The organism is Acinetobacter sp. YH12255, assembly GCF_013417355.1.
GTDB classification, from domain to species: Bacteria; Pseudomonadota; Gammaproteobacteria; order Pseudomonadales; family Moraxellaceae; genus Acinetobacter; species Acinetobacter pseudolwoffii.
Window position 1 is genome coordinate 1 of the sequence record NZ_VPEC01000005.1, and the last position, 14,547, is coordinate 14,547.

General features: G+C 43.2%; 9 protein-coding genes. 2 read left to right on the top strand and 7 right to left on the bottom strand.

What is annotated here, in order from left to right; translation table 11 throughout:
- The 3 genes from FTV30_RS03265 to FTV30_RS03275 form a co-directional block, all read right to left on the bottom strand.
- Positions 1-158 (bottom strand): helix-turn-helix domain-containing protein (locus FTV30_RS03265; RefSeq protein WP_240487635.1); only part of this gene is annotated, 158 nt, incomplete at its 3' end.
- 94 nt (positions 159-252) lie between these two features.
- Entirely contained in the window at positions 253-1,710 is a 1,458-nt protein-coding gene (locus tag FTV30_RS03270; protein ID WP_180000998.1) for a P-loop NTPase fold protein, read from the bottom strand.
- Between the two features lie 65 nt (positions 1,711-1,775).
- On the bottom strand, positions 1,776-3,482 hold the full coding sequence (locus FTV30_RS03275) for a diguanylate cyclase (protein ID WP_180000999.1): 1,707 nt from the start codon (positions 3,480-3,482) through the stop codon (positions 1,776-1,778).
- A gap of 1,113 nt (positions 3,483-4,595) precedes the next feature.
- Here FTV30_RS03275 and omp33-36 point away from each other — a divergent pair.
- Positions 4,596-5,507, top strand: coding sequence for a porin Omp33-36 (omp33-36, locus tag FTV30_RS03280; protein WP_257220456.1), 912 nt, complete (start codon positions 4,596-4,598; stop codon positions 5,505-5,507).
- 82 nt (positions 5,508-5,589) lie between these two features.
- On the opposite strand, the gene FTV30_RS03285 is transcribed toward omp33-36, so the two are convergent.
- The 4 genes from FTV30_RS03285 to FTV30_RS03300 form a co-directional block, all read right to left on the bottom strand.
- Positions 5,590-7,560, bottom strand: a complete 1,971-nt coding sequence (locus tag FTV30_RS03285) for a choline BCCT transporter BetT (RefSeq protein WP_180001001.1) — start codon at positions 7,558-7,560, stop codon at positions 5,590-5,592.
- A 175-nt stretch (positions 7,561-7,735) separates the two neighbouring features.
- The gene (locus FTV30_RS03290) at positions 7,736-8,449 is read right to left on the bottom strand and encodes an ion channel (protein ID WP_005095099.1); all 714 of its coding nucleotides are present in this window, start codon (positions 8,447-8,449) and stop codon (positions 7,736-7,738) included.
- A 228-nt stretch (positions 8,450-8,677) separates the two neighbouring features.
- A complete protein-coding gene (locus tag FTV30_RS03295) occupies positions 8,678-10,384 on the bottom strand; it encodes a cation acetate symporter (protein ID WP_180001002.1) in 1,707 nt (568 codons plus the stop codon).
- A 1-nt stretch (position 10,385) separates the two neighbouring features.
- Positions 10,386-10,718, bottom strand: coding sequence for a DUF485 domain-containing protein (locus FTV30_RS03300; RefSeq protein ID WP_004890697.1), 333 nt, complete (start codon positions 10,716-10,718; stop codon positions 10,386-10,388).
- Positions 10,719-10,900: 182 nt separating this feature from the next.
- Here FTV30_RS03300 and FTV30_RS03305 point away from each other — a divergent pair, with 182 nt between their 5' ends.
- Positions 10,901-14,392: a PAS domain-containing hybrid sensor histidine kinase/response regulator gene (locus tag FTV30_RS03305; protein ID WP_180001003.1), complete on the top strand. Its 3,492-nt coding sequence runs from the start codon at positions 10,901-10,903 to the stop codon at positions 14,390-14,392.
- Positions 14,393-14,547: the final 155 nt, after the last annotated feature.

Genomic DNA, 14,547 nt, shown 5'->3' on the forward strand with positions numbered 1-14,547 from the left:
CGTCTACGTCTAGCGAAGGTGTTATCAGAAGCATATTGAGCTTGATAAACGTCATTGATGCTATTTCTTTTAAGCTCACGATAGATCGTACTAGGATGTCTTTTAATGAGTTCAGCAAATTTTCTGGCTGAAAAGCCTTCTTTTCTTGACTCAAGCATTAATGCAGTACGATCTTCAAAGTTAAGATGATGGTATGACAATTTTATATACTCCATAAACCCTTTAAATTAATTAGGTGGTTTATGTCGCACTTCAAGTTTTACTCTGCCCATCTATCAAGATAGGAAATCCTTGATTTGGCTTCTGCTCCTGTAAAGATTTAAGGTAACTATGAAATCTATTTTCAGGCTTATAACCAAAATTAAAATGTTCATTCGCAAAAAGATAACCTTTACTTTCATACTGATTAAATAGATACTCCTTAATACTCTCTTGGAGTTGAATAGCTAATTGCTCTACCCCAAACTCTTTTAATAAATCACAGTAAAAACCTAAATTTTCTAAGTTCTCAAATGGGATTTGTTGGTGGGCTACATCATAGAGATGCTGACAAAACAATGAATCTACTTCTAAATTTCTCCACTGTTCCATTAACTCATTTAATTGCTCTCTAATGATATTATTCTTTTCTGAGTACATATCAGATTTTATTAAACCTATAAGTACCTCTAAATTTGGTTCACCTGTTTGATCAAACTTCTTTTTAAATTCAATTAGCCATGTATCGGTGCGTACAAAATCATAAGATAACTCCTTTAAAATCGAATATATTTTAATTTTAGATTGAGACCACGCTCTTTGATCTTCTTCTCTTACTATTCGAATATCACCCCAGTCCAACTCATATTTCTTACCAAAATTTTCTAAAAAATATCCTTGCAAAATCCTAATCAAAATTATTTGTTTAGTTGAATCAGCAATCTTTCCAGGGAACTGCTCCCTAAACTCTTTATAAATTTTTATGACCTTTTGAAAAAAACGAAAATTATGAATTTCTAATTTATCTGCAAATTTCACCATTAAATTTACTAAAGGTTCATCTATATCTCTTGTATTTTCACGAATTAATGGTTCAACAGAGTTAATCTTGATCGTTTCATCAATCAATTTTTCTTTATATTCAGCATATTTATTATCTCCACTTTTTGATTCATCTAAAATCAAAATTACTTGGCAATTTCTTTCAAGCTTTAATTGATTTGCTAAACCCATAACATCTTGAATTTTAATTTTTTCAGACAATCTTTCAAAATCATCAAAGCAAATAATTGAATTTTTTACCTCTGAATAAAGTAAGGAATCTATTAACTTTGAACTCGAACTCACTCCATAATGAGAAAGTTTTATATCTTTGAATTGGGCTAATGAGCTTTTAACAAGTTGAGGTATTCCGTAATGAGTATGTATATTTCTAGAATGTGGATTCCAACCAATTTTTATGGCAATTTCATTCTTTAGAGCATCTAAAGTTTCTATGCCGAACAATGAGACATAAGCATATTTTTTATTCTCAAATACATTTATATAATTTAATTTACTTGCATAGTAATAGAAATTACTAACATTTTTATACTCTTCAAGAGTTTGGTTTTTTAGAAAATTTTTCCAAAAAAAAGTTTTACCTACTCCCCAAGATCCAGTAATAGCCACAGCCATACCTTTGTTTTCATTTTCTCTAAATATTTGCTCTAATCTTTGTTCTGGTTTCATCTTTATTAGCATCTAAGAGTGATAAGTTCGCTTAAATTTAAATTAAAAAGTACTGGGCTAAGAATTTAAACCTCAGCCACCACATTGCGCCCCTTCGCTTTGGCCTTAAACAAAGCATCATCAGCATTTGACAATAAAGCCATCCAGGACACGGCACCAATGGCGACTCCGATACTAACCGAAACCTGAATCTCGTCTCCTGCTGCAGTCAAAATATGACGCTCAGCCACTTCAGCCCGAATGTTATCGGCCACAATCAATGCCTGCTGCATCTGGATATTTTCAATCAATACCAGAAATTCATCGCCGCCATAGCGCACCAGCAAATCCGTCGCCCGAACATTGGCCTTTAACCGCTCGGCCACCAGTTGAATCACCTGATCGCCAATAATATGCCCATATTGATCATTCACCTGTTTAAAATGATCAATATCAATAATCATCAGACAGGTCTGGCTCAATTGACCCGGCTGATTTTCCAGAAAACGGATATATTCTTCCAAAGCAAAACGGTTTGATAATCCGGTCAAGGCATCTGAATGCGCGATATTCTTTAACCGGAATTCCAAAGCATCGCGTTCTTGTAACATCTGCTGTAACTTCTGAATCGCAGCGAATAAAGAATCAGAATGCTTATCTGAGCGTATTTTTAAACCAGGTGGCTGACGGCCCGAACGTTTAGATAAACTTAAAAGTATTCGGCGAGCTTGAATGAGCGGCAAAAAAACCTGCTTACGTGCAAAAATCATGGTCGAAATGGCAGCAAGCAAGGAAATAAGAGAGAGCAATACGGTCCAGATCAAATGATTCATATTGGTGGTCATTTCCCGAATGGCCACTTCTCTGCTGTACTGAAGCAGATAGCTTTGCAGGTCAACCACGGTCGAAAATTTATCGACAATGGCTTCAGTCAGTTGGGTTCCAGTCAAATGATAGGTACGTTTCTCCACACTATCATTGATCAGTTCAGAAACAATCGGCAGACCTTGCTGAATAAAATCAGTTTCTACCCGGCGATGTAAACGGATAAATTCATCTGTCTTGTCTTCAGCCGGTTGAATGGTTTCAATCAATGCCCAAAGATAATGCACCTGATGCTGAGTCTGTAAAGAACGGGTGATATTTTGCGTGGGAAGAGGCGTAGCAAAAGTCACATGCGCTATAATACTCGAAGCCACACGACCGGCCTGATCACGTAAATCGGATAAAAATAAAATCTGGCTAATATAACGATAGAGATGAGTCGACGAGCTATCTGAAGCGATAACCACGCCTCTTAAAATTTCACGACAGCTGTCCCATGCAGCAAACATGGCCAGAATTGCCTGATCAAGTTCCTGAGCACTGCGCAGCTGACGCGGCATCTGGGTATAAGCATCGACCTGGGCACGTCCATGGTCAAGACTGATTTTGACCTTTAAAAGTTGCTGACTCAGATCGTTGAAACCGGATTCTGCCAATACCTCAGCGGTCTGGGAAAACTGCTGATCCACCTGCTGACGGTAAATTATTAATTCTTGTTGATGCTGCGCAAAATCTTCTGCCGAACTGGACATGGCTTTATTGGCAGGAGCACGCTCACGGGAGATTCGATTGGCCAGATCAGCGACCTGTTGTAGTGCATCTAACTGTTGATAGGTCTGTACCGATTTTAAATAATTTTGACCACTACTGACGATCAAGGGAATGCAGATACAAAGCAAACTTAAAATAATGATCGACATAGCCCAGTATAAACGTTTACTGATCCAGCCTGAGCGTAAGGTGTTCATGCTGTTTTATTACGCCCCAATGCCAAAAGAATGCTGTATAGAGCGATTATTATACAAATAAAATGAAATACTCTTAAAGTAGGTAATTCAACTTAGTTAATGTTTTTTCTATATTTTTTTGATTTTAATTTTTAAAAGCGCTACTTTTTAAATTCAGGCTAAAGTTTTATGGGTTTTATCCTACAAAAAATACAACACAAATACAGGACTTTTAAGCATTAAAAAAAATATCAAAACTTGCTTTCCGCACTATTTACACATGCAACAATTGGGTGCATAATGCACCGCATTAGGGCGAGTTAAATTATTCCTCAGCAGATATTTTAGTTTACCCGCAAATTTTGGCGAAAAAACCCCAGTTTTCTATGAAAACTGGGGTTTTTTTTAGTGCTTATATTTTTAGGTCATCTATTAATGAATTAATATGCACCATTTTAGTGCTTTATTTTTACTATTTTTATTGCTGAAGTTCATTGCTACAGAACAGTTTCTATCTTAGAAGATGAATAGAAAGTAAATAAAAAATGCGGATAAAAAAAAGCCCAACCTTGGGGAAAGCTGGGCCAATAAAAAAATTGTGGAGAATCACGTTAAATCATAATGAAACATGAACTTTAACCTGATACTGATATTATGTAAAAATCTATTAACAATGTAAAGCCGATTGGCCTAGTCGAGATTAAAAAGCATCACATTTTGGTTCAAAAAAGAGACACCTATTACAATTCTAGAGGAATTCTGCATTAAATTTGTACAATTTATAATAAAGCGTGATGAATTATATAATTCATCTTATATTTTTTGACATATTTATGAATTTATCCTTAAAACATCAATTGAATTTTACGATAAAAAATCAATAATCAATTCAATTAATGAATAATAATATCCACACATTTTCTTCTTAATCTTTGACGTAGTGTTCTATTTTTAAGCTCTAGCTTTTTGTTATAAAACAAATTTTACATAAAATTCAATTTCAAGCTAAATAGATGAATATTACACAAAACTAATACATTATTTTAAGACGAAAAAATACTAAATTCGAAGTGGATTGACTTAATAAATTGTTACAATACAATATGTTCTATGTTGTACATCTTTTGTAACAAAATGGTAAATATCATGAAAAAACTAGGTTTAGCCACTGCTGTATTATTAGCGATGACCGGTGCTCAAGCATATCAATTCGAAGTTCAAGGTCAGTCAGAGTACATCGATAACACTGCAAATGACAAAGACTTCACTGGCGCTGTTCAAGGTACTTATTACTTTAAAGATGTAGATGCTTCTAAAGGTCCTTTAGCTGAAGCTGCTTTCCTAAACCAAGCATCTAATGTTGCTCTAGCGTATAGCTATGGCGAAAATGGTCAAGAAGAAGCTGGACGTTCACGTACTGTAAATCATACTTACGGCGTGAAAGGTGAAACTTATATCCCAACTAAAGTTGTGCCTGTTTATGCAAGCGCTTCTTATAGCCATACCATCGCGGATAACAAAGCGGGTAAAGCAGACGGCAATGGCGACCGCTATGCATTAGAACTAGGTGCTTTAGTTGCTCCTAACTTCTTGGTGGCTGTGGGTTATACCAGCGTTGCTGACCAAACTTCTTATGATGCATTCAACATTCTTTCTAATGGTGTTGTTAAAGCTGGCTTAGAATCTGAAACAATTGATGAAGACCAAGACGCAATCACTGCCCGCACTAAATATGTAGGCGCGATTGACGGTACTAACATGTCAATTGGTTTTGAAAGTGGCTTGGTTTATGGTGAAGACACTGCCTACAACCTAGGTACTACGCTTTTCCTTAACCCACAGTTAAGCGTTGGCGCATCTTATATGGAATCTAGCTATGCTGGTTCTCCAGACAAAGCTTGGGGTGCGAACGTAAACTACTTCATCACTCCTGCTGTTGCAGTTGGCGCAACTTATGTAAATGCTAACTACGAAGCAAATCTTGCGCAAAATGCACAAGTACGTGACACACAAACTGTTGGCGTAAATGCTAAATTCCGTTTCTAATTTTCAATTAGATGCTGAATAGAAAAAAGGACGCTTGATGCGTCCTTTTTTATTATTGCTTGATTTTCAGATTTAGATACGCTTATTCCGGTGTACGCACCAGACTTAAAAAGTGCAAATGTCGCTCATATTGATCAATAATATCCTGGAGCAGATCTTCCTGCGTCCATTCCATCACGTCATAACTCTGCCCGCCTTCTCTCAAGAATACTTCCGCCTGATAGGAGTCTGCTCCTGCACACTCCGGCTCCGACATAAAGCTTGGACTTAAAGTCTGGGTCGCATTGACCTGATAGATAAAATTAATTTCATCCTGATGATCAACACGGAGCTGTATACCGTCTTCTAGCGGACTAATCGTCACGTGTAATCGGCGCCGTTTCAATTCACTCTGAAAGCTGAGAAATGCCTTATTCACTGTATTTTGAATATACTGCTGCACCTCTTCCTGAGTGTGCGGATAATGCATAATCAGGCCTAATCGCTGTTGCCAGCTGCGCGGATTCTGGATCGCACGCGGGGTAATCCGTGCGGCTTGCAGCGCATGCATTTTGGTGACATCCAGATGTAAGGCTTTGATTAATCCCCAGCACATCAGCAGCATAATGAAGGTAAATGGCAAAGCACTCATGATCGTGGCCGATTGCAAAGCCTCTAAGCCTCCTGCCAGTAAAAGGATGATAGCCAGTAAAGCCATGAGTACGGTCCAGAACAGACGCTGCCAGGTCGGTGAATTTTCACTTTTTGCTGTCAGATAATCAGTCACCAATGCTCCTGAATCGGCAGAAGTCACAAAGAACAGCATCACCAGTAAAGTCGCAATGATACTGGTCACTGAGCTGAAAGGCAGATTAGCTAAAAATTCGAATAGAGCCACAGAGGAATCACGTTGAACTGCTTCTAGCAAGCTGGTATTGGCTTCATGCATAATGCTATACAGCGCAGCATTGCCCATAAAGCCCATCCAGATCAGGGTAAATCCAGTCGGGATCAGCAATACACCCACGATAAATTCACGAATACTGCGCCCTTCCGAGACCCGGGCAATAAACATCCCGACAAATGGCGACCAGGAAATCCACCAGGCCCAGTACATGATGGTCCAGCCCCCAATCCAGCCACTTGGCTGATAGGCATACAGATTAAAGGTCATACTGAACAGATTTGAAACATACTGGCCGGCATTCTGAATAGTCGTCTGTAACAGATAAATACTCGGACCTGCCACAAAAACAAAAATCAGCAACAGCAGTGCAAGTACCAAATTTAGTTCAGATAAACGTTTAATTCCTTTGTCTAATCCAAAAAATACGGAAGTCGCCGCCATGGCACTGACCACAATAATCAAAATGACCTGAGTACTGGGTGCCTGTTCAATGCCAAACAAATAGTTCAAACCCGAGTTAATCTGGGTCACGCCAAAACCTAAAGTCGTGGCTACGCCAAAGACTGTACCAATGGTGGCAAAGGTATCGACCCCATCCCCAATCGGGCCATAGATTTTTTTGCCAATCAGCGGATACAAGGCTGAGCGAATTTTTAAGGGGAGTTGATGCCGATAAGCAAAATACGCCAGCGACAAACCGACGAGCGTATAAATGGCCCAGGCATGCAGCCCCCAGTGAAAGAATGTCACTCGCATGGATTGCTGTGCAGCCATTACCGTTTCTGGCTCGCCGGCAGGTGGCGTGACATAATGCATTACTGGCTCGGCCACACCAAAGAACATTAGTCCGATGCCCATGCCTGCAGTGAATAACATCGCAAACCAGGAGGTACTGCTATATTTAGGCTGACTATGATCAGGCCCCAGTTTGATTTTACCCATGTCTGACAGGGCAATATAAACCAGAAGGATGAGAAATATCGCCACCGACAATACATAGAACCAGCTAAAGGAGGTGGTAATCCACTGGTTCAGTTGCTGGGTGAAAACTGAAAAAGCATCGGGTGCAAATACGACCAACGCTAAAAATATCGCAATAATGGCGACAGTACTAATAAAAACATTTGGATTGATATTGGCAAACCAGGATGGTTTTGTGGAAGGCATACCTCCTCCATTTTTTAAAAATTGGATCGACAAACAGCGTCAAATAATTATTGGTAAGGTCAAAATGATCAGACAGATTCAGTCTATGGAAGCTAGATCTCCTGCTATTTTAGGATGTTACACAAAATAAAGCCGTTAAGTTACTGTAACCAATACAATAAAAGGATGAACTTCATTACTCAGGCGGGTTTTCTCTATTTTTCACGTTCTTTTTATGAGGTAGACGTGCGATATATTGCAAGGCAATTAAGCGGGATACAATCAGCGCCAGATACATCACCCCGACAAACATCTGGATAATTGCCAGCATCCGTGCCAGCGGACTGACCGGCATCACATCCGACAAGCCCGTGGCGGACTGGACACTAAAGCTGAGAAAGATCAAATCTAGCCAAGGCTGATGGGCTTGCAAGTCAGGATCTGAAAAGCTATAAGGCACCCATAACTGGCAGACACTATAAAGAAAAGCAAAGCCCCAGGCCAGTAAGGTAAATACCGCTCCAGCTGCAAAGAGTTCATCTTTGGTAAGATAGCGGTCATGAAACATATAACGCAACAGGCCATAAGCAGCACTAAAATATGCACTGGCTTCAAACAGATTCGCCGTCACATAGACCCAGGTATAGCGCAGGCCCAAAACAATCAGTGAAGAAAATAGAATTGCGCCGGCCACAAAGCTGAGTCCTAAAATGGTAAACATCGGCGTCTGGCGAATGACCTTGGCAATGACCAGTAACACCAGGACACCGAGCATCCAGGTGATTGCCCGATAGGGCAGGTTTTCATAACTCAACATGGACAAGATCAAAATCAGCAATTGTAAACAAAGCAGCCATGCTGAGGGCAGATGGGTAAAACTGTGCCAGAACTGCTGCAAAGATTGCTTCATACTGCCCTTCTTGTTTGTCTAGTCATGCACGCATGTATTGTTATTTTATCAGGCTTAACATAGCATGATTAAAGCAGTATATAGCTGTACGATTTATATGCAAAGATTGAAAAAATCAAAGTAAAATCTAGCGCACCCAAATTCAGTACGGCGCTTGCTCTAAAAAATTTGGAGCATAAGGGCATAAAAAAAGTCCCTTACGGGACTTTTTTTGCAGGATATCAAATCTTAGTGATCTGATGCTCCTGAGATACCGATACCGGTTTGTGAACGTACAAACTGAGCATCAAAGGCTTTGCGTTCTGCTTGAGCCTGTGCTGAATTATCTGTCACAGAGAATAACCAGCAGCAGAAGAATGACAATGGCATCGCGAAGATTGCAGGACCATTGAACGGGTTCACTGGTGTATCAGAAATACCCAAAGTATCGACCCATACTGCTTTAGACAGCACAATCAAGGTTACTGCGGTTACCAGACCTGCAACACCACCAATCACTGCACCACGTGTCGTCAAGCCTTTCCAGAACATAGACAATACCAGTACCGGGAAGTTGGCACATGCTGCAACCGAGAACGCCAGACCGACCATGAAGGCTACGTTTTGTTTCTCGAACAGAATCCCGAGAATCATCGCGAAGATCGCAAGACCTAAAGTCGCAATCTTAGACATACGTAGTTCAGATTCAGGCGTGGTTTGGCCTTTCTTCAAAACGTTGGCATACAAGTCATGCGAAATTGCTGAAGCACCTGACAGGGTCAAACCAGCAACGACTGCAAGAATCGTGGCAAATGCGACTGCAGAAATAAAGCCCATGAACAGGTCGCCGCCCACTGCATCAGACAGGTGCACCGCAGCCATGTTATTACCACCAACCAGCTCCAGCTTGCCAGTCAATGCCATTTTCGCAACATCAAGGAATTGCGGGTTGTTCGATACATACAGAATCGCACCGAAACCAATGATGAAGGTGAGCAGGTAGAAATAACCAATAAAACCTGTCGCAACTACGACTGATTTACGCGCTTCTTTAGCATCTTTTACCGTGAAGAAACGCATTAAAATATGTGGAAGACCTGCTGTACCAAACATCAATGCCAGACCTAAAGAAATCGCATCAATCGGATTAGACGCCAGACTACCCGGACCCATGATTTTGGTCGCATCTGTCAGGCTCAAGTCATGTACTTTTGAGTAGACACCAATCGCCTGTTCAAACATGTTGGTAAAGCTGAAGCCCACACCTTTCATGACCATGAATGCCATAAAGGTTGCACCAGACAGCAACATCACCGCCTTGATGATCTGTACCCAAGTGGTTGCCAACATACCGCCGAACATCACGTAGGCCATCATCAACAAGCCAACGATCACGACTGCAATATTATAGTTCAGACCGAATAGAAGTTTGATCAGCTGACCTGCACCCACCATCTGTGCAATCAGATAGAACGCCACCACAACCAGCGAGCTTAAAGCAGCCAAGGTACGTACCGGTTTTTCCTGTAAACGGAAAGACACTACGTCTGACAGGTTGTATTTACCCAGGTTACGCAGACGTTCTGCCACCAGGAACAATACGATCGGCCAACCGACCATAAAGCCCAGTGAATACAGCAAGCCATCAAAGCCTGACAGGAACACCATCGCGGAAATACCCAGGAAAGAAGCTGCTGACATATAGTCACCGGCAATCGCCAGGCCATTCTGAAAACCGGAAATACCGCCACCGGCCGTATAGAAGTCTTTGGTGCTGGTGGTTTGTTTCGCTGCCCATTTGGTAATGAACAGTGTTGCACCTACGAAAATCACAAACATGATAATTGCAGGCCAGTTGGTTGGTTGCTGTTCTGCTGCACCCAAGTCAGGACCAGCGAAAGCCATACCTGAAGCCATAAGGGTGGTCGCCAGGGCAATAAGAGAATTCCATTTCATCTTAACGTGGTCCTTTTTCATGAGCGATTGCTTCAACTTCACGGATTGCTTCTTCGGTCAATTGATCCAGTTTGTTATTGGCAATGTAGGAATACACACCACACAAGAGAAACGACAAAACAATGATGCCCAGACCGAGTGGAATACCCCACGTGGTCACACCACCTGAAAGTGAAGACAATAGAAACTCTTTGTTATAGCCGACCAAAAGCATGAAGCCGACATAAACGAATAACATGATTGCCGTAAGCGTCCAGCTAAGACGACTTTTCTTGGCAACCATTTCTTTGAATTTTGGATTTTGTAGAATGCGATCTACTTGTACCTCATCCATAATTACTCTCCTGAAGCCCAACCTTGGGCTGCCTATTTTTTAATTCGAATTATCACTATTACAACTTAACAAGAATCATATGTTCTTGTAATTTAGACTTTGGTCGTTAAAAAATGACCAATTTAAACTGCAGCGTTCATGATGCGCTATCATAGCGGCATGCTCAGCACACATCAGGCTATATGAACAGTTGGCTCATCATAGGGGTACTTGCCCTCTATATCGCATTGCTCTTTATCTGCGCTTTTTACGGGGAAAAACATGCCAGCCGGCTGAGTACCCGTGGGCGCATGCTATTGTTTAGTTTAACTTTAGGGGTGTACTGTTCATCCTGGACCTTTTATGGCGCTACCGGCGCTGCGGTACGGGAAGGCATTATTTTCCTGCCGATCTATCTTGGCCCGCTGTTATTCGTTGCCGTCGGTTATGATATCTGGCGCCGATTAGGACGGGTACGACAGCATCATGCGATTTCCTCAATCGCGGACTTTGTCGCGGCGCGCTATGGTAAAAGTGGCCCGCTGGCATCGCTGGTCACCATTCTGGCAGTGGTCGCGATTGTGCCTTATCTGGCTTTACAGCTACGCGCCATTGCCCTGAGTGCCGCAGTCATTCTGGAACCATCTGCCGGAATTGCCAACACCACCAATGGGGTGCTGTTTTTGACCGGTGTACTGGCCATTCTGGCGATGATCTTTGGCACCCGGCAGATTGCCAATACTGAACAGCATGGCGGTCTGATGCTGGCCGTGGCCTTTGAATCCTTTGTCAAGCTCTTTGCCCTGCTGGCAGTCGCCTGTTTCTTTATGTTTGAAGCACCAGGAAATATGGCACAGATCAGCACAGATATCAGTACCACCTTCCGTGATGTCCAGCTGTTTGGGGTTCCGCAAAGTTTCTGGGTTCAGACCTTGCTGGCAGCCCTGGCAGTTATCTGCCTGCCACGCCAGTTCCATGTGGCAGTGGTGGAGCTGCGTGATGAAAAACATATCCGCGGTGCACGGCGCTGGTTTGCGGTTTATCTGATTCTGACCACGCTGGCGATTATTCCGATTGCCAGCTGGGCATTGCATGCGGCGCCGCAATATCTGGCAATTCCAGATGTGGCGGTCCTGTCCTTACCCCTCAGCTATAATCAGGACTGGCTCACTTTATTGGCATTCTTGGGCGGCTTTTCCGCATCTACCGGGATGCTGCTGGTGTCTTCTGTGGCACTTTCCATCATGCTCAGTAATGATCTGATTATGCCAGCGCTATGGCGTTTGAAACTGATTTCCCGACATGATAAACGCTTGCCACTGGTACTGAAATTTACCCGCCGGATCTGTATTCTGGGCGTGATGTTAATGGGCTTCCTGTTCTTCAACTTCTTTAATGATATTGATCAGCTTTCTGTTTTTGGCCTGTTGGCCTTTAGTGCGGTAGCACAATTCGCCCCTGCCCTGATCGGTGGCCTGTACTGGCGCGGTGGTAGTAAGCAGGGCGTATATGCGGGTCTGTTGACCGGTTTTGCCTTGTGGTCCTATACCCTGCTGTTTCCCACCATTCTGCGCAGCCTGCCAGAAGCCTATCACCGCTTTAGCCAAAGTCTGCTCACTAACGGCCCTTTTGGCTGGAACTGGTTACGTCCTGAAGCGCTGATCGGTTTCGAATCGTTTGATCCGCTGACGCATGGGGTGGTCTGGGCACTGGGCCTGAATACAATCCTATATATTTGGATCTCGCGGATTTTCCGTCCGAGTATTGCCGAACAGATTCAGGCTGAAAGTTTCTTCTATTATGAAACCAAGCCACTGCCATCGCAGAGTCCCTCAACTGAAGTCAGTTATTCGCATCAGGATGTGGCGCGTTTAAAAGTCGGCGATCTGATTACCCTGGCCAAGCGCATTACCGGTGAAGGGCCCACTACCCGCGCTTTTCAGCAATTTTGTACCCAAAACAGTGTCGAACTGAATGAAAATAGCAGCGCCAATGGCATGTGGTGGCGTTTTACCGAACAATATCTGGCCGGTACCATCGGGGCAGCTTCGGCACGTACCCTGCTGACCACGGCCATGGTCAATAATGGCCTGGCCTTGGGTCAGGTCGCCAACATTCTCGATCAGGCCTCGCAATGGCAACGTTTTAACCAGAATCTGATCATGACCATGATTGATCACATGACCCAAGGGGTCAGCGTAGTCGATGAAAACATGTGTCTGGTGGCCTGGAATAATCAGTATCTGAAACTGTTCGATTATCCGACCGATATTGTCTATGTCGGCTGTCCAATCGCAGATCTGATCCGTTATAACGCCGAACGTGGTGAATGTGGGCCGGGTTCGGTCGAAGAACATGTCCGCAAGCGTATTCACTGGATGCAGGTCGGCAGTGCCCATGAATTTGAACGGATTCGTAAAGATGGCCGGGTCATTCAGATGCGTGGTAATCCGATCGAAGGGGGTGGTTTCGTTACGACTTTTGCCGATATTACTGCCTTCCGTGAAAATGAAGCCGTCTTGGAAGCCCGGGTTCAGGATCGTACCCAACAGCTGGCAGATGCCTTGTCCGAACAGCAACTGGCGCGTGAACAGGCCGACAAAGCCAATATGTCGAAAAGCCGCTTTATTGCCGCCGCCAGTCATGACCTGTTGCAGCCGATGCATGCGGCGCGTCTGTTCAGTACTGCCTTGGAACAAAGCGTGCAAAATGACGAAGACCGCAAGACCTTGCAGCAACTAGATCGTGCCCTGCATGGTGCAGAAAGCATGCTGTCTGCGCTACTGGATATTGCCCGACTGGAAGGCGGTACCATTCAGCCGAAACGTCAGGCCTATCCGCTACATGACCTGCTCAGTGATCTGGAACTGCAGTTTAAATCCATTGCGGCACAACGTGGCATTCAATTCAGTGTACATGATGCGCAGTTCTGGATTGATACCGATCCACAGTGGATTCGCCGGATTATCCAGAACTTTGTCAGTAATGCGCTGCGTTATACCGCCAAAGGTAAAGTGATGGTCGGGGTCTTACGCTCCAGTACCAAACCGAATCATATCCGCATTGGCGTCTGGGATACCGGACCGGGGATTGCCGAAGAACAACGTATCAAGCTGTTTCAGGAGTTTGAACGTTGCGGCCATACCTCTCCATGGGGTGAACAGGGCCTTGGACTGGGTCTGGCCATCGTACAACGCATGACCAGCATGCTGGATTATCCTGTGCATGTGTATTCGGCGCTGGGCAAAGGCTCCTGTTTTATGATTGAAGTGCCTGTCATTGCAGCACCCAAAGTCGTCGCTGCACCTGTTCAGGCCGTACCACTAAAAACCAAGGCGTTTAAAATCCTGTGTCTGGATAATGATGAAACCATTCTGGAAGGGATGGCGACCTTGTTGAGCAAATGGGGTTATCAAGTCTTTAAAGCCACCGAACCAGAGCAGGCATTGAGGCTGATTCAGCAGGAAAATATTCAGGTCTGGCTGGTCGATCAGCATCTCAATCAGAACAAGATCGGTTTAGACTTTATTCTGGAACAGCGCCGCAATGATGTTCCGGTGGCGCTGATTACTGCCGATTCCGATCCGGAATTGCCACAGCGCCTGAAAGAGCTGAATATTGTATTGCTGAAAAAACCACTGAAACCTGCATCCTTACGATCATGGTTATCCGGACTGAAAATTTCTGATTCCTAAGATTGTATTGCATTCATGAATGCCCATTTTAAAGCTTAAAATGGGCATTTTTTATACTCAACTGCCACAGAAAATCACCTAGCTTGCATAAAATTTATTCTAATGTGCTAAAAGCAGCAAATATGCCGAAAATACAGCCGAATAAATTGACCAAA